The organism is Alloprevotella rava (genome assembly GCF_014195585.1).
Lineage (GTDB): Bacteria > Bacteroidota > Bacteroidia > Bacteroidales > Bacteroidaceae > Alloprevotella > Alloprevotella rava.
Genome location: NZ_JACICA010000001.1, coordinates 446,236 through 464,145, shown reverse-complemented (window position 1 = coordinate 464,145; position 17,910 = coordinate 446,236). Strand labels below are relative to the sequence as shown.

The window sequence follows — 17,910 nt, the reverse complement described above, 5'->3', positions numbered from 1 at the left end:
ATTATAATAGTTTTGATTTTTCTTTTACTTCTATCAATTCTCCATATGTAAGGTTTTCTTTCACAAGAATCGCATAGAGTTCATTTGCTAATGAAACTTTCTCTGCATTGTAAGGATTGATAAATCTCTTTGGATTTACCTTTTCTTTTAAATCTTCCAACTCTGCTTTATCAATAAAGTTAATCCCAAGTTCCGATGAAGCTTGTATTTGGATTTCTATTAAAGCATCATTATTATCTGGAGTTGTTTCAAGCAATCTTTTATAGATTATATTGGCTTTTTCAACTTTCTCCTTGTCATAATTATCTATAAAATTCATTGGATTACATAATCTGACAAGGCGTTGATATAATGTTTCAGACTTTTTCTTGTTCACCTTACTCTCCTTAATAGTCAGTGGAATTATTAGTGACATGAATAAGACTGTTAGACTTATTCCCCACCATAGAAAAAGTTGATTTCGGTTTTTATTTACGGCCCAATCTTTTTCTTCAATCATATAATGCCTTTCTTGTGTTGCTGCAATAAAAACTCTGTAATAACCATTGTGCATCCATCCATTTTCGTATGGCATTGTTCGTTGAACTTCATCATAGCTTTTCTCCTTCGGATGACATATAGGAATCCCAGCTTTCCAACTATTGGGATTTTTATTCTCAACAATCCAGAAATATTCATTGCCGCTATCATGAATCTTTGACCAAAGACGATTACTAGAACCTTTACTAAAACGTTCAGAATAACCAGATTTTGTATTGGTTGTATAAAACTCGAACGCTTCATTAACAGCCTGCTCAACGGTATAAAAGTTTCCCCATTCAGATTTTTTAAGTCCTACTTTATATGGGAAAAAAGTATTGGTTTGAATAAAATCTTCATCAACTCCTCTACAATATATTCTAATGATACTCCAACCATCATCTTCCTGATTTGGATATTTGTCACCCCAGTTGAGTTCATATAATGATGCCAAGTCACCATAACTTTGTTTCCAGTCATCAGTTATCTTCTCGTCAATACTTGGGTCAATAGCTACAAGTCCACCTTTAGACGGTTTAGAAGGTATGGCAACTTTCTTATAGTGTCGCACTGGACTACCACTATAAGCGACATCGAAAAATCCATCATTATTTGAGACAATCATATCCCCACTTGACTGACCTTCGAAAATAGATTCTACATTATCTCTGATTTCAGATCGTAATCTAATGCGCTTGTTATCGATATAGTAGTAAACACCGAACACCATACCAATCATAGATACAATCCACAGAATCCAGAGAATTATAATGATATTTTTTCTTTTCATAACTTCTATTTTAACGTGAGTTCGACGAATTATAAGTGTCTATAAATTTGGTGATTAGCGAAATTTATTGTAATTTTAAGGTGTTGAAATACAAATAATTACAAACAAAAAATCGCTATGATCACCGAGGACAAAATTACAGAAATCTTTTGTATGGCAGACGACTTCTGCAAGTTATTTGATGTTATAACAGCAAAATATACGCTAAAACCTACTGGAAAAAGAAAATATCATCGAAGTTCTACAATGTCAAAGGCAGAAGTCATGCTGATAATGATTCTTTTCCACACTTCCGGTTATCGCTGCTTCAAACATTTCTATCTTGAAAAAGTATGTAAGCATCTTCGCCATCTGTTTCCCAAAGTTGTTTCTTATAACCGTTTAGTAGAATTGGAAAGGGATGTAGTCATACCCTTAACCTTGTTTATCAAGAAGGTACTGTTGGGCAAATGCACGGGCATAAGCTTTGTTGACAGCACACTACTGCGTGTCTGCAAAAACCAAAGAATACATATTCACAAAGTTTTCAAAGGCATAGCCCAAAGAGGGAAATGTTCTATGGGTTGGTTCTTTGGCTTCAAGTTGCATTTGATTTGCAATGAGAAAGGAGAACTTCTCAACTTTATGATAACGCCAGGAGATATTGATGACCGTAAGCCTTTGGAATATAACGCTTTTGTAGAGTTCATACATGGTAAGCTGGTCGGTGACAAGGGGTACATCAGTAAGAACCTCTTTCAAAGGCTTTTCGTTGACGGAATACAACTTATTACCAAATTGAAAAGTAATATGAAAGGAGCTTTAATGAGCGTTTCAGACAGACTTTTACTCCGAAAAAGAGCCATTATAGAAACGGTGAATGATGAACTTAAGAACATTGCACAAGTGGAGCACTCCAGACATAGATGCTTTGACAATTTCATCGTCAACTTATTAGGGGTCATTGCTGCCTATTGTCTGTTTCCAAAGAAGCCGTGTATCAATGTACAAAGGACCATTGACACACAGCTTACATTGTTCTGAATTCGTCGAACTCACGTTATATTATTTTCGGTTGGCTACTTTGTTAAATCTCCATGTCAGTGAGAAGAGGAAATAGCGAGGAATAGTTGTTGCAAAGCTCTCGGTGCGACCTTGTGCATCAATAGAATTAGTAGTGTAGAGATTACGAGCTAAGAGGTCGCAAGCTTGGAACTTTAAAGTAAAATTCTTGATAGAGCGCTCCAGACTTGTCTCGATGTTTGCACGCGTTTCGTTGAGCGATGCGTCGTTATAACCAAACCGTGAGGAGAAGTCGCAGTTCGCATACAGAATGAACTTGGCAGGTAGGTTGACAATTGCCTGAAGGCCATAGAGTAATGTGGTGGTATAAATCTTTTCGAATTGTGGGCGGGAGCCTCTGATATTGTTCATGAAAGCAGAGAAAGAACTGGAGAGATTCAGCCAAGCTGTGGGATGGCTTTGTAGTATAACTCCTGTTGACCAATCCAGTCTGTCCACATTGTATTTCTCGTTGTGACGGCCTGTTGTGGTATAACTTAAGTCTGCACTGTGATAGGCGTTTATGCTTGCCATGTAAAAGATAATCCATCTCTGATCCTTGTCTAATGGTGTGTTTACCATAAAGTTGAAGCCTGCATTCCAATTTCCATCGACATTGACGGGCTGTGTCGTGCGTACACCTTTTATCCGATCGTAGATGGTGGAGATTTCTACAGCGTTTTTCAAGAAATTGAAGGAAACCTTACTATAGAGATTCGTGCTTGTTTTGTAGAAACGGCGCATGTGCTGCAGTGAAACATTGTTTATCCATGTGTCATGTAGCTGCGAGTTACCTTTGGACACATTCAGCGGATCTGCTGCATCAGTAATGTCGATAAGATGATGAAGGTTGACTTGCTCTTTACGACTTGACGCAGACAATACCCAACTTGTGCCTCTTCCTCCACGATCCTCCGCGATGGGATTATATGTCAGTCTGACCGAAGGAGAAGGAAGCCAAGAATGGCGTGTGGCTGGATATTTGTTTCCGTAGCGCCAATAATTATACTGACTGTCCAAATATCCCGTTTCTGCTGTAACATTGAATTTCAACCATCGTCTATTGGCAAGTTTTAGCTCGTGTTGCCAGTTTGCACCCAGCAGATGCTTCTTTTGTCTAAGATTGCCCCAATAGCTGTCGGCACTACTCAGAACCTGTTCCAAATCTGTAGTGTTGGAAGGCAGTACTCCCAATACAGACGTATCAAAGTTTCCCCATGTTCCAGCTAAGAGGTCAAGGCGATAAAGAGGGTTGTTGTTACAGTTTTTATCGTACGCAAAGCTGTAGTAAGGGGTTAAAAGTCCATCGGCCTTTTCTGTCTGCCTATATTTCCAATCGTAAGAAATTTTCCCTAAATAGTGGTAGGAGTCAGTTTGTGACGCCACATACCGATTTCGGAAATCCGTTTGAGGTGTGGGGCGACTGTAGCGCAGATTATATAAGTCATAACGATGTCCATCTTGATTAGTGGCAGCAAACTCGCCCTCAACATTCAGTAAATTCCCTCCAAAGGCATTGTGCATCAAGAAAGAGGCCTGATGGTTGAGTTGTTTGCTATCGAAGTGCACCCGGTTTTGAAGGCGGCTGAGCAAGATGGACTGAAGGAACACGTTGGTGTTAAGTCTCGAAAACGTACTGTCCATTAACGCGTAGAAGTCTTTCTCCGAAGGATTTGCGTTGTAGTTGGCCGTCCGAATGTGATTATATCCGTGATTTTTCAGGTAGTTGATGGAATATTTGATTTCGTAGAATTGATTCTTGCGTGGACGAAGCGTCAGACGAGTTCTGCCTGCCACCGACATATTGTCGAGATAGGACACATTGGACGTGCGAATAAACGTATTACCTCCTGAAAGGAAATTCTCTCGGCTCGCCCCTTCATCATTATGCACCGCATTGTCATGATAGTCTGCCCCCATTGTGAAACGAATCTTTCCGTTAGGCTCATATTGGTAATTGAAAGTCAGATAGTTCCTGCGGTGCTTTCCGCTCTTTTCTGCTTTCCCTCTTTCTCCTTCTCTCGCATATTGATACTGTTGGCTGCGGTTATTGAAGTCTCCGGCTAAACTAAAACTTTGGTAGTCGTTAAATCTCATTAGATTAAATCCTGCCTGATAGCGCTCTTTTGTTCCGTATCCTGCCACCAATTGGCCTATATAAGTGCCTATATACTTCCGTTTCAAGTGTACATCCATCACAAATTGCTCGTCTCCCATCGAGCTCCCCATCATACTACTCTTTTCGCCTTTCTTCGTGTACACTTTCACGTTCTTAGCCACGTAGGCGGGTAAGCTTGCCAGAGCTGCACGAGGATTGCCGTTGAAAAAGTCTTTTCCTCCTAATAGCAGATTTTCAACTAAGCGTCCATTGACGTAAATGTTGCCATCGCGTATTTCTGCTCCAGGTAGTTGAGCAACAAGATCATTAAGCATAGAGCCGTCAGGAAGTTGGAAAGCAGAGGCATTATACACAAGCGTATCACCTTTGTAGAACATGCGTATTTTGGTACCTTTCACTACAGCTTCTCCCAATTGTACAAAAGATTCCTGCAAATAGAAGTCGCCCACATCATATTTTGTTCTTGCAGATGTGTATTTCACGTGGATGGGAAAGTACATTGTTTTGTAGCCCACGGCCATGCAGCGCAGAATGTAGCGACCTGGCTTCGGAACTTTTAATATGAACGTTGCTCCATCCTTCGGATTCCTATCCCGAACCGGTTTCCCATCTATTTCCGTGTGGCTAAGCTCTGTTATTGCATAAGTGGCTCCCACTCTGCTGCTGTCAGTTCTCAGCAGTGTCACTGCTGTAGAATCGATACTATTCTCTGTGATGAGGTCACGGATTCTACCTGTTATTTCTCCATTCTGTGCATAAAGGCAAAGAATAGGTGTGAAAACAAGTAAAAGAACGAAAGAGATACGTTTCATAATTTTGATTTTTAGTTAAGAAAGAGCTAACATAACTATTTTGCAAATATAATATAATATATAATAGCAAAGAAAAAGAAGTTTTTAAGCTTTTGTAAGCAGCTATTTGAGCAAAATAAGTTTCCACTTAATCAGATAATTAGCAATAGTTTGTGAGATTTTGCTTGGATGAAGAGAGAGGAAATAAAAGAGTAGGTAGGGGAAAGGAAGAAATAGTCAGAATAGCAGGCTGGCGTAACTTCTTTATCATGATACACTCCCCCATAAAAGTTATAATTTGTTGTCACTGAAAATAGAATAAGGATATTTATAACTATCTTTATTACATAAGTACATCTCCTCCAGAGAAAGTTGTAAAAAGCTTCAGAAGCCTCCATTTAGAGCACAAGTATTTAATAATCAGAACTCTATATGACATTAAAAAAATCACAAAAATTCTTCTCATGAAGTTTTTCAGGGACAACTACTTATCATATGCAAGACTCTACAAAACTCTTTCATCACTCCCCTATCATCTCAATAAAAATGCGCCCACTACGGAAGTAGTGAGCGCATTTAACGTATAATTATGTAGACGATAAATTTTTATTTTATCTTCTTCATCAATTTAGCAACAGCTTTCTGTACGTTGGCAACAGCCTTTGTGCTAACTGCATTCTTAGCTTCAACAGTGATTGCCTTATCATAATCGGCCCAAGCCTTAGCAGAGATAGCCTTCTGTGCATCAGTAATAGCAGTAGCAAGTTGAGCTGTTGCTTCTTCTTGCTCAGCTGAAGCAAAAGCGTGCTTATAACCTTTCACTTCGTTCCAATGTCCACGTGTAAAATCAGGGAAAGCAACGCTGGCAGAGTTGTTGTCAAGAGAAAGAGTACCGAGTTCTGCTAAAGCACACCATTCGGCAAGGTCGTAAATATCCATGTCGAGAGGTAGACCGTTCTGCAAACAGTAAACAAGGCGACTGTCCATGATGAAGTCCATACCGCCGTGACCACCAACCTCCTTGGCCTTCTTGGCATACTTCTTCAAGATGGGCGATTGATACTTCTCTTCGAGGGCCTTCTTTTCAGCTGCCGACATGAAAGAGTGAGAAGAAAGGTCATCAACCTTAGGAGTGACACCAGCTTCTTTCAAGCTCTTCGCATCAAGAGCGTAACCTTCAACAGGATATTTATTGGCAAACCCTTTCGTACCAGAGAGTTGATAGAGGCGGTCGTAAGGACGCGGATTCATCACTTGGTGCTGAACCTCAATAACCTTTCCTTCCTCTGTACGAATCAGTGTTGTGGTATGATCACCATTGCGGAAATTTGTTGGGCGAACACCTGTCTTAGCTTCCACATAGTTAGGACCATGAACAGGTTTAGTGTCCATTGCAACAAGTGTTTTCATGCGGTCACCACGATGAATGTCGAAAGCTTGTGCCACAGGACCTAGACCGTGAGTAGCGTAGACATCGCCACGATTCTCCATATTATACTGCATACGCCAGCCTAATTCAGGAGATTTCTCAGGATTCTTCCAATATGCATTCCAAAAATCATCTAGGTTATGAATATAAGCACCTTGTCCATGGAGCAATTCACCGAAAACTCCGTGCTGTGCCATATTCAAAGTATTCATTTCAAACCAGTCGTAGCAACAGTTCTCAAGAATCATACAATGTTTGCGAGTTTTCTCAACTAAGTTGATAAGATCCCAACATTGTTCAACATTCATAGCAGAAGGTACTTCAATAGCCGTATTCTTACCTTTTTCCATAGCAAACTTAGCCACGGGGAAGTGGTGATCCCAGTCGGTTGCAATGTAAACGAGATCAATATCTGGGCGTTTGCACAATTCCTTGTAGCCTTCTGCACCAAAATAGATGGAAGCAGGCGGAAGGTTTGCCTTCTTTAGATATTCTTGGCAACATTCTGCGCGCTTCTGCTCATAGTCGCACAAAGCAACGATTTCTACACCAGGAATATATGTCCAGCGTGCAACAGCACTAGGTCCACGCATTCCTAAGCCTACAAAAGCAACACGCACATTCTGAATTTTGGGAACTGTCAAGCCTAAAGCCGACTGTTGGCCAGCAGGGCGAGCAGGAGTGTCAAGTACAATCTGCCCTTCATTCCAATGCCACTTCGTAGAAGGAGAGGTGGACTGGGCATTCATCTGCCCAGACGAAAGTACCGCCAAAACGGCGACAGCAAGAACTTTGAAAAATTTCATAAAGTTGTGTATAAATAAATTTATTAGGTATTTCTATATGGGCAAAGTTACAATATTAGAATGAATATCCTAATAAGAGTATCCACTTTTTCGCTATTTGCTATTAAGAGAAAGCATTCTCGCTCGAAAGGAATGGAGAAAAAGAGTGATCTTCACAATGCGTTTGAATCTGAGCATTCTATTTTCTTTACCACTTTAGCCCAATAAATCGTCAGGTAAAATAGGCATTGCGCCTTGTTGGGTGCAGACAAAAGCTGCTACTTTTACAGCAATAGCATGAGCCTCTGGGATGGAAAGGCCTTTGATAAATGCAGCGCAAAAAGAAGCGGTGAAACTATCTCCAGCTCCAACTGTATCTACGACCGAAACCTTTGGCGTAGATTGGGAAGATACTCCCTCTTCAGAGATCACATAACTGCCTTCTGCACCACAAGTATAGATGACAAGGCGCAGATCGAAACGCTGACGAAGAAGTTCACATTGCTCCAAAGGAGATGTTACAGGAAGATTGTAATAATTGGCAAGGACGGGCAGTTCTTCATCGTTAACTTTAAGAATATTTGCGGCAGAAAGAGACAAATCTACCACTTCTTTACTATAAAAAGGAGTGCGAAGATTTATATCATAAATGCGAAGAACATCATCGTCAACAGGCAAGGAAGCTAAAAAGGCTTGAATAGCAATACGGCTTTGCGGACTACGCTGAGCCAAAGAGCCGAAACAGACTGCTTGAGTATTTTCCGCAATCTCGCGTAGCTCTTCTGTAAAAGGAATATTATCCCATGCCACATTCTGCTGAATATCGTAAAGAGGAATACCAGCTTCATCAAGCTGTACGTTTACCCGCCCCGTAGGATATTCCACTCGCTCAAGATATGCAGAAAGTTGCTTACGCTCTAATTCTTGAATGGCTTCTTCGCCTAAATCATCTTGCCCAATAGCACTTACTGCCAAGCCATTCAAACCAAACTGAGAAACATGATAGGCAAAATTTGCTGGAGCACCACCTAAACGTTTGCCAGAAGGGAGTAAGTCCCAAAGTAGCTCACCTAAGCCCACTACATATCTTTTCTTTTCCATACGTTTGCTTCCTTTTTGATTCACGGCGCAATATAGTATTATTTTATTGCATATAAAAACAGCGGCTTCTCTTGTTTCAAGAAAAGCCGCTGAAGATAAAAAGATTTACACTTTATCAGAGAGCCCCGAGCATCTTATCGATACCGTAGGAAAGTGTATCAATATAGTTATAGAAGACACCACCGATACCCAGCACTACGACGCCTGTTGTACAGATAACGAGAGCTGCACGCGTATAACCATCAGATTGGAACTGAGCTATAGGATGTTCGTTCTTCTTGATATACATAGCCTTCACAATCAGCAAGTAGTAATAGAGTGAAAGAACCGTGTTGATCAAAGCAATCAGTACAAGCCAGTGATAACCAGCATTGAACGCTGCCATGAAGATGAAGAACTTAGAAAACATACCAGCAAACGGCGGAATACCTGCCAAACTAAAGAGGCAGAGCGTCATGATAAAACTCAAGTGTGGGTTTGTTTCATAAAGTCCGTCGTAGTCGTCAATACGAATCTTACCGCTATTTTGCTCAATCACATTGATAACAGCGAAAGCACCTAAGTTGGCTACCATATAGACGAGGATGTAGAACACGATGGAAGTCATGCCCTGTGCCGTTCCCCCCATAATACCGAGTACGATATAACCAGCTTGGGAGATGGCAGAGAACGCCATAAAGCGCTTTAGATTCTGCTGCTGAATGGCAAAGATATTTGCCAACGTGATAGAAGCAATGATAATCCAATAAAGACCTGTGTTCCACTCAGCCATCAAAGAGTCGCCGGCAAAAGCCTTCACAAGAACCGTGAAGAGAACAAAAGCAGCACTACTTTTTGAGATAACGCTGAGATAAGCTGTCACAACGGTCGGTGCCCCCTGATAAGTATCAGCCGTCCAAAGATGGAATGGTACCAAACTTATCTTAAATCCCATTCCAGAAAGGAAGAACGTCAGACCTATAACGCTGAGAAGCGTATCACCAGAGAAGAGAGCACCCACACTGCTGTAATAGAGCGTTCCAGTAGCACCATAGATGAGCGAAAGGCCATAGACAAGAAGTGCACTGGAGAAGAGTGCCAACAAGATGAACTTAGCACCAGCTTCTGCACTTTCATAACGATACTTATCGTAAGCCACAAGGGCTGCCATAGGTACGCTGGCCAATTCCAAGCCGATGAAGAACATCAGGAAGTGGCCACTACTGATCATAAAGTACATACCGAGCAACGTGAAAAGCGTGACGAGATAGAACTCACCTTGCTTAACAATATTCTCTGGACGACGCAACCAACTATTAGCCATGAGAAATACTACAAGCGTTCCGATATTGAGAACCGACTTAATGACGGTCATCATCGGTGTATGCTGGTACATTCCACCAAAGGCCTCAGTTGCCTGCATACAACCATTGCAGCAAGGCAACAAGTTGATGAGAGTATGAATAGAGAGAAGGCCAATAGCTACAACGTTGATAGCTGAAGGCTTCTGGCTAATAGTTTCCCCATCCTTGGGCTCTTTGCACATAAACAAGTCGGCCAAGAAGAGAATAAGAATAACAGCCAAAAGGCTTGCCTCCTCGGGCATATGTAAGAATTGTGAATAATCCATTGTCTGTTTTTATTCTTTAAGAGATTACATGAACGGATTGAGATTCGTATTGGCTGCAAACGCCGTAATATGTTCGACAACTGGAGCTACGCCAGAATCTATCATATTACTTACCCACCACGGAGCAGAACCGAGAGCCGCAATCGTACCAATGAGACAGATAACAGCAAAACGTTCTTCCCAATGAGCATCGTCAAGCTTCAAATGTTCTTCGTTAGTGGAAACACCATAGAGGATTTTACCAACAAGACGGAGAATATAGACAGCAGTGACAACAATACTAGTGCAGGCGGCAATAGTCAGTACACGATGGAAGGTATCGGCATTAGCAAAGGAACCAACAAAGATGGTCATTTCTGCAATAAAGCCGCTGAAACCGGGAAGGCCGAGATTAGCCAAACCAGCTATCACGTAGCACACAGAGAGGAACGGCATGATGCGCATCAAACCACTCATCTCACGGATATCACGCGTATGCGTACGGCCATAAATCATACCGATGAGGGCAAAGAAGAGAGCTGTGGTCAAACCGTGAGAAAGCATCTGCAACACAGCACCAGTAGCCGCTACTTGATTAACCATCAGAATACCGAAGAGCACTAAGCCGCAGTGAGACACAGAGGAGTAAGCATTGATATACTTCAAGTCGGTTTGAACACAAGCCGAGAATGCACCATAAACAACAGAGATACCCGTCAATACAAGGAAAATCCAACCTAAGTCCTGTGCGCCTTGCGGCATGAGGAACATAGCAATGCGGAAACAGCCATAACCACCAAGCTTCATCAATACGCCTGCGTGCAACATTGACACAGCCGTTGGCGCAGAAGCGTGACCATCAGGACTCCAAGTGTGGAATGGGAACAATGCACCGAGAACGCCAAAGCCAGCAAAAGTTAGCGGGAACCATATGTGTTGCTGTGCAATGTCAATCAAATGAGCACCATTCTGCTGATGGGCAATGTCGAGAATGTCCATTGTCTGGCCTCCTGCTCCATAGAAGATACCAAAGATACCACACATAAGGAAAGCAGAACCGCCCATAAGCATGAGTGTCAGCTTCATGGCTGCATATTCTTTAGGGCCAGTGCCCCACACACCAATCAGCAAATACATCGGGATAAGAGCTACTTCATAGAACATAAACATGGTAAACATGTCAATGGAAATGAAGAAACCATAAACACCTGCACTTAACAGTGTGAACCACAGGAAGTATTCCTTATTCATGTACCAAGAAACAAATGTACCTGTAAATACGATGACGGAGGAAAGCAACAGCATTGCAACAGAGATACCATCGACTCCAACGGAGTACTTAATGTGCAATGGTGTTATCCAATCGAAAGAGGCGGTGAACAACATTTCTGCCGTATTACCAGCAGCTCGTTCTTGAAGAAAGAGCACAGTGAGGACAGCAGAAAGGATGAGCAAGCAGGTACTGCCCGCTACCATCACGCCTCTAATACTTTTTTGATCTCTTGCCAGCCACAAACCGAGCAGCATAAGCAGAGGTATCAGTACAAATATTGATAAGAAATTCATATATCTGTCAGTTTTAGAGGATCATAACTAATAACAGGGCGAGAGCACCCAAGAAGAAGATAAACGCATACTTCTGAATAGAACCGCTCTGGAAACCACGAATTTGGAAACCCAATTCGTGAGTTCCCCAAGCCAAGAAGTTGAAGAAGCCGTCAATATACTTACGGTCAAACTTAGCAATGGTTGCAGAGATGTACTTGAAGATGATGCGATGCGTAATGAACTGGTAGACTTCATCTAGATAGAAACGCTTAAATGCCCAACGATGGAGATGCGGAGCTGCATTCTGCATCTTGTCAGCAATAGGCTGTTTCTCTCCCTTGTAAATCCAAGTGGCAAGCCCAATAGAGATGAGTGCGATGAAACAACTCTTAGCACCTAAAGCCCAATTGAAATGTGCCAAGAAGTCGTACGCAAGTCCATCAGCAGAAATAATTTTTCCAAAAGGAATAAAGCCTGCTACTAACGTAATAGCTGTAAGGAATAAGAGCGGGAATGTCATCGCCAAAGGACTCTCATGCGGATGGCATTCTGCGTGATGTTCCTTGTTTTCTGTTCCCCAGAAGATACCATAGTAAAGGCGAAACATATAGAAAGCCGTCATGGCAGCAATACCTGTCATTACCCAACCCATTACAGGACTATAAGCGAAGCTCGCTTCCAAAATCTCGTCCTTCGAGAAGAAGCCAGAGAAAGGAGGAATACCAGAGATTGCCAAGCAAGCTATGAGGAAAGTCCAATGAGTGATTGGCATATATTTACGCATTCCGCCCATTGCGCTCATCTCATTGCTATGAACTGCATGGATAAGGCAGCCAGCACAGAGGAAGAGCGTAGCCTTGAACATAGCATGGGTGAAGAGATGGAACATACTAGCCATATAACCAATTCCAAACTCATGATCAATCAACTCAGGACTTGCTCCATTAGGCAGAGGCATACAAACGCCCAAAGCCACCATCATAAAAGCTATCTGAGAGATGGTAGAGAAAGCCAAGACACGCTTAATGTCACTCTGTGCGCAAGCAACTGCAGCAGCATAGAAAGCTGTAAACGCTCCAACCCAAGCCACGATATGGAGAGTGTCGGGAGCATAGGCAATCCAAAGAGGGAACATACGTGCCACCTGATATACACCTGCGACAACCATGGTTGCAGCATGAATCAGTGCACTAACAGGCGTTGGGCCCTCCATTGCATCGGGAAGCCAAATATGAAGTGGGAACATCGCACTCTTACCTGCACCACCGATAAACATGAGGAACAAGGCAGTAGGCAGCATAAAGGCTGCACTTGCAAATTCACGCACGCTACCAGTTTCAACAAAACTGAAACTAAAGGTTTGCGCATAGTAGCCATAGATGAGAATACCGATGAGGAAGAAGAGGTCGGCAAAACGCGTCACAATAAATGCTTTCTTACTAGCTGCAATAGCAGGCTTCTCTGTATAGAAGAAGCCAATGAGCAAATAAGAAGAAACACCGACAAGCTCCCAGAAGAGATACATCTGGAAGATATTGGTAGCGACAACGAGGCCGAGCATAGACATGGTAAAGAGGCTCAAGAAAGCATAATAACGCTGAAAGCCGCGCTCACCGTGCATATAACCAAAAGAATAGATGTGTACCATGAAAGACACCGTAGAGATGACAATAAGCATCATCACAGCAATCGGGTCTAACAAGATACCCATATCGAAGTGGAGATTGCCAAGAGGCAACCATGTTGTATTATACGGCACTAGAGCTTGATAGATGCCTTGTACATTGCGCCCAATGCCGAAGAAGTATTCAAAGGCTGTGTAGAGCGAAAGCAAGAAGACCAGTCCCAAGCTAGTTGTACCGATAAGTCCAGCAACCTTATGGCTCAATTTGTGGCCGAAGAGCCCCAGAAAGAGAAAAGAGCAAAAAGGCAATGCCAGAATCAGAATTGTATATAAAAATTGAGTTTCCATTGTGCATTAAAAGTCTTTTACCATTTCATCTTTGTGAGCTTGTCAACAGACGTATCCTTGATCAAACGGTAGATATTGACCATGATGGCGATGGCGATAGCGCTTTCTGCAGCCGTGATGGCGATAGAGAAAAGCGTGAAGAAGAAACCTTCTGTATTACCGCTTTGTCCGTAGAGCATACGGTTGAACACTGCAAAGTTGATATCGGCAGAGTTCAACATCAATTCGATGGATAGAAGGATTGCCAATGTGCTGCGGCGGGTGAGAAACCCAAAGATGCCTGCAAACATCATAATGGCAGAAACGATGAGGATATAATTTAATTCAATCATAGCTTTCTTTCATTTTAGCGTTTACGGGCAATAAGCAATGCAGCAACAATACAAGCGAGAAGCAAAACGGAAACAGCTTCAAAAGGAAGCAAATAACCATTGACGTCCGTTGAGAGCATAGAAGTACCTACTTCCTTGATCGGAAGAACATTCTCATTGGGGGCATCCAGGGCACTGGCCAGGAACTCTTGCTTAAAGATAGCAAAGAGAACTATACCAAGCCCTACTAGACTCAGGAGAGCTGAAGTGAAAATCTTTGTCTTCGTATTCTCGCTCAGTCGATCCTTCTTTCCTCTTGTCAGCAGGATGGCAAAGACGTACAGCACAACAACGCCGCCGGCATAAACCATGACCTGAACAGAACCAAGGAAGGTATAGCCCATCAGGAAGTACAGACCTGCCGTACCCAAAAGGGCAAAGAACAGGTAGGTGGCAGCACGAATGATACTCTTTGCTAGCACGCAGGCCAGAGAAGAGCAAGCAATGATGACTGCCAGAATGATGAACATTATGTTATGGGAATCCATTGTTTGATTTGGTTTTTAATTGTTAGCGGCCGCTGTTTCAGCTGCAGGAGTTGCAGGAGCGGCTGGAGCTTTTGGTTTCGGAGTTACTGGAGCAGCAGGCTTTGCCACAGCTGGACGAGCCACGGGCTTACGTTCTTGACATTTACTGCCAGGCTGATTAAGCTCTTTAATAAGCTTGGCACGATCGAATACTGCGGTTTCGTAACTTTGATCAAATGTGATGGCGTCATGAGGACAAACGCGTGTGCAGATTTCACAGTACATACAAATGCCTTGATTGTAGATGTACTTATCTAGCACTTTCTTCTTTTTTCCGTCCTCCGTTTCTATCATCTTGCTCACAACGGTGATAGTATCGTTCGGGCAATTGATCATACAGATTCCGCAAGCCACACACTTGTGCTCATTGTTCTCATCGTGAGGCATCACCAAACTTCCGCGAAAGCGGTCAAACATAACCAGCTCCTTACGATTTTCAGGGTACTGTTCCGTAATCTTCTTAGTGAAAAGTTCGCGCATTGTGGTTCTCAAACCAACGGTGAGCGTCTTAACGCCAGCGAACAGCCCTTGTAAATATGAGTTTTCTTTCATTGTTACAATTCGATTACACGTTAATACCCAAGCCCAATGTCACAACAAGCGCCATGAGCAGAAGATTCAGAAGACTGATAGGCATCAGATACTTCCATTCAAGTGAAAGGATATGGTCGATACGTAGACGAGGGAATGTCCAGCGTTCCCACAATAGCAATACAAGGATAAAGAACGTTTTCCCCACGAACCATACGACTCCAGGAATGTAGTTCATAACCTCGTTAAAGCCATCCAAACCTGCAATATGCAACGGAGCCCACCCACCTAAGAAGATGGTAGAAGCCATTGCAGCGCAGATAAACAGGTTCAAGTATTCAGCCAAATAGTAATAACCGAAGTGCATACCAGAATACTCTGTATGATAACCAGCAGTCAACTCTGATTCACCTTCTGGAAGGTCAAACGGACCACGATTACACTCTGCATTGCCAGCAATCAAGAAGATCAAGAAAGCGATCAGTGCAGGAATGTGTCCGCGAACGATATTCCAACCTTGATCGGCCTGTTGCTGCACAATTTCACTGATTTGCATAGTTCCACAGAGGGTAACCATCGTCAGCATAGTGATACCGATAGAGATCTCGTAGCTGATAAGCTGTGCTCCAGCACGCATAGAACCAATCATCGGATATTTACTATTAGAGCCAAGACCGGCCATCAGAATACCGACGACACCGATACCGCTAACAGCAATAAAGAAGAATACGCCTACATTGAAATCCAAAACTTGGCCACCCTTATTCCAGGGCAGGCAGGCGAAAGTCAGCATGGAAGCTGTCACAACCAGATATGGAGCTAAGTCGTGAAGAAAGCGATCCGACTTACGCATGCGGATAATTTCCTTGGTGAGCATTTTGAAGACGTCACCGAAGACCTGTAGCAAGCCCCACTTGCCGACACGGTTCGGACCGATACGGCACTGGAAGAAGGCACAGACCTTACGCTCCATATAAATTAGGGCAATGGCAAAGACAGCATAGAGCGTAATGATAATTAGCGCTACCACTATCGATTCCAGCAGGATGGCAGACCATTCAGGAATAAACTCCGTCAGCCAATCGTGGATCGCCGTTGTCCAAGTAGTTAAATCGAAAATATTTGAATTCATTGCTTAAATGAATAATTAACAATATACAATGAATCGTCGTGGTGTGCCCACAAATGATTCTTCGTTGATTATTAATTGTGGATTAAATGAGATTTATCTGTCAATGTCTGGTACAACGTAATCGAGAGTTCCGTTGATAGCCATCATGTCTGCAATCAGTTCGTTGCGGCAAGCAACATCCATAGCGTTGACAAGCGGCAGACCTGTTGAACGATAATGCAAGCGGTACGGACTCTTATCGCCCTTACTCTCAAGGAATACGCCGAATTCACCACGGCTACCTTCTACGCAGCTGTAGTATGTTCCAGTAGGCACTTTAATAATAGGCTTCGTCTTTGTCTGGAACGTACCCTCGGGGATGTTATCGATGAGCTGCTCAATAATGTGCAGACTCTCTTCCATCTCGTCAATACGGTTCAGCAGTCGAGCGTAGCTATCACCCTCGGTGCGTACAACTTCATTGAACTCAACCTTGTCATAGGCTGCATAGGACTGACGCTTACGAATGTCGTTGTGCCAACCTGATGCGCGACCAGAAGGTCCTGTCACACCCATGTTGCGAACTTGCTCGTTAGTTAAAACACCCACGCCAATAAGGCGATTGCGCGCGATGACATTGTTAATAAAGATATCGTAGTACTCCTTAATACCTTGACGCATTTTGGGGATAAACTCTTTCACTCGCTTCTGGAAATTAGGATGCAAATCATGGCTCACACCACCAATCATGTTGTAATTGATGATGAGGCGTCCACCACAAGTTTCCTCGAAGATATCGAGAATCATCTCGCGGTCGCGGAAACCATAAAGGAAGGCAGATGTTGCACCCATATCTTGACAGAGACAAGAGAAGAAGAGGATGTGAGAGTCGATACGCTGAAGCTCATCCATAATTGTACGAATAACCTGTACGCGATCGCTCACTTCTATTCTCGCAGCTTTCTCAATGGTCATACAGAGAGCATGGCGACTTTGCGTTGCTCCGAGGTAATCCATACGATCGGTCAATGCCAATGTTTGCGGATAAGTGTATGCTTCATTGAGTTTCTCAATACCACGGTGGATATAGCCGAGTTTCGGATCTATCTTCTTGATACGCTCACCCTCAAGTGCCACACGGAAGTGGAGCACACCATGAGTAGAGGGATGTTGCGGACCAATGTTAACCATATAATCCTCTGGCGTAAACACCACATTGGTAGTTTCCTTGATAGATCCATCGGGCATCCGGTCATACTGCGTTGTCGTGTCAGCCAGTACTTCGTTAGTCATACGCAGCGGATTGTTCTGCTCCGTTTCATCGTCCTTACGCATAGGATAGCCTTCCCAGTCTTCACGTAAAAAGACGCGGCGCATATCGGGATGACCTAAGAACTTGATACCATAGAAATCGAACACTTCGCGCTCATATATATTGGCAATTTCCCACAAGTCAGAAACTGTCGGAAGGAACGGATTTTCGCGATCCGTTGTCACCAGTTTGATATATTCACGCTTACCCGTATCCGTCGACCACAGGTTGTAAATACAACCGAGGCCTTCTTCCTGCCAGTCTTCTCCCGTGATGAGTTCGAGCATATCCATCTTTTCCTCATTTTTGAGGCGTTCCATTTCTGTGTGGAACTCATCGATGGTCACCATACGGGGATGTATCTCATTTTCAGCG

13 protein-coding genes are annotated in these 17,910 nt (G+C 43.0%); 1 reads left to right on the top strand and 12 read right to left on the bottom strand.

What is annotated here, in order from left to right:
• Window position 1 precedes the first annotated feature (1 nt).
• Window positions 2-1,309: a hypothetical protein gene (locus FHS60_RS01785; protein WP_183694173.1), complete on the bottom strand. Its 1,308-nt coding sequence runs from the start codon at window positions 1,307-1,309 to the stop codon at window positions 2-4.
• Between the two features lie 117 nt (window positions 1,310-1,426).
• Here FHS60_RS01785 and FHS60_RS01780 point away from each other — a divergent pair, with 117 nt between their 5' ends.
• On the top strand, window positions 1,427-2,332 hold the full coding sequence (locus FHS60_RS01780) for an IS982 family transposase (RefSeq protein ID WP_183694170.1): 906 nt from the start codon (window positions 1,427-1,429) through the stop codon (window positions 2,330-2,332).
• 21 nt (window positions 2,333-2,353) lie between these two features.
• On the opposite strand, the gene FHS60_RS01775 is transcribed toward FHS60_RS01780, so the two are convergent.
• The 11 genes from FHS60_RS01775 to FHS60_RS01725 all read right to left on the bottom strand — a co-directional run bounded on the left by FHS60_RS01775 (window position 2,354) and on the right by FHS60_RS01725 (window position 17,885).
• Complete coding sequence (locus FHS60_RS01775) at window positions 2,354-5,281, bottom strand: outer membrane beta-barrel protein (protein WP_183694167.1); 2,928 nt, start codon at window positions 5,279-5,281, stop codon at window positions 2,354-2,356.
• 585 nt (window positions 5,282-5,866) lie between these two features.
• Window positions 5,867-7,495 carry a Gfo/Idh/MocA family protein gene (locus tag FHS60_RS01770; RefSeq protein ID WP_183694164.1) on the bottom strand — a complete coding sequence of 543 codons (1,629 nt, stop codon included), beginning with the start codon at window positions 7,493-7,495 and terminating at the stop codon, window positions 5,867-5,869.
• 195 nt (window positions 7,496-7,690) lie between these two features.
• The gene (locus FHS60_RS01765) at window positions 7,691-8,575 is read right to left on the bottom strand and encodes a carbohydrate kinase family protein (RefSeq protein WP_183694161.1); all 885 of its coding nucleotides are present in this window, start codon (window positions 8,573-8,575) and stop codon (window positions 7,691-7,693) included.
• Window positions 8,576-8,690: 115 nt separating this feature from the next.
• Complete coding sequence (locus FHS60_RS01760) at window positions 8,691-10,184, bottom strand: NADH-quinone oxidoreductase subunit N (RefSeq protein ID WP_183694158.1); 1,494 nt, start codon at window positions 10,182-10,184, stop codon at window positions 8,691-8,693.
• A gap of 24 nt (window positions 10,185-10,208) precedes the next feature.
• Window positions 10,209-11,729, bottom strand: coding sequence for a complex I subunit 4 family protein (locus FHS60_RS01755; protein ID WP_183694155.1), 1,521 nt, complete (start codon window positions 11,727-11,729; stop codon window positions 10,209-10,211).
• 13 nt (window positions 11,730-11,742) lie between these two features.
• A complete protein-coding gene (gene nuoL, locus FHS60_RS01750; RefSeq protein WP_183694153.1) occupies window positions 11,743-13,683 on the bottom strand; it encodes an NADH-quinone oxidoreductase subunit L in 1,941 nt (646 codons plus the stop codon).
• A gap of 17 nt (window positions 13,684-13,700) precedes the next feature.
• Window positions 13,701-14,015, bottom strand: coding sequence for an NADH-quinone oxidoreductase subunit NuoK (gene nuoK, locus FHS60_RS01745; RefSeq protein WP_183694150.1), 315 nt, complete (start codon window positions 14,013-14,015; stop codon window positions 13,701-13,703).
• Window positions 14,016-14,029: 14 nt separating this feature from the next.
• A complete protein-coding gene (locus tag FHS60_RS01740; RefSeq protein WP_009347477.1) occupies window positions 14,030-14,542 on the bottom strand; it encodes an NADH-quinone oxidoreductase subunit J family protein in 513 nt (170 codons plus the stop codon).
• 15 nt (window positions 14,543-14,557) lie between these two features.
• On the bottom strand, window positions 14,558-15,133 hold the full coding sequence (locus tag FHS60_RS01735) for a 4Fe-4S binding protein (RefSeq protein WP_183694147.1): 576 nt from the start codon (window positions 15,131-15,133) through the stop codon (window positions 14,558-14,560).
• Between the two features lie 13 nt (window positions 15,134-15,146).
• On the bottom strand, window positions 15,147-16,232 hold the full coding sequence (gene nuoH, locus FHS60_RS01730) for an NADH-quinone oxidoreductase subunit NuoH (protein ID WP_183694348.1): 1,086 nt from the start codon (window positions 16,230-16,232) through the stop codon (window positions 15,147-15,149).
• 105 nt (window positions 16,233-16,337) lie between these two features.
• Window positions 16,338-17,885 (bottom strand): NADH-quinone oxidoreductase subunit D, encoded by a 1,548-nt coding sequence (locus tag FHS60_RS01725; RefSeq protein ID WP_183694345.1) that lies wholly within the window; start codon window positions 17,883-17,885, stop codon window positions 16,338-16,340.
• Window positions 17,886-17,910 lie beyond the last annotated feature (25 nt).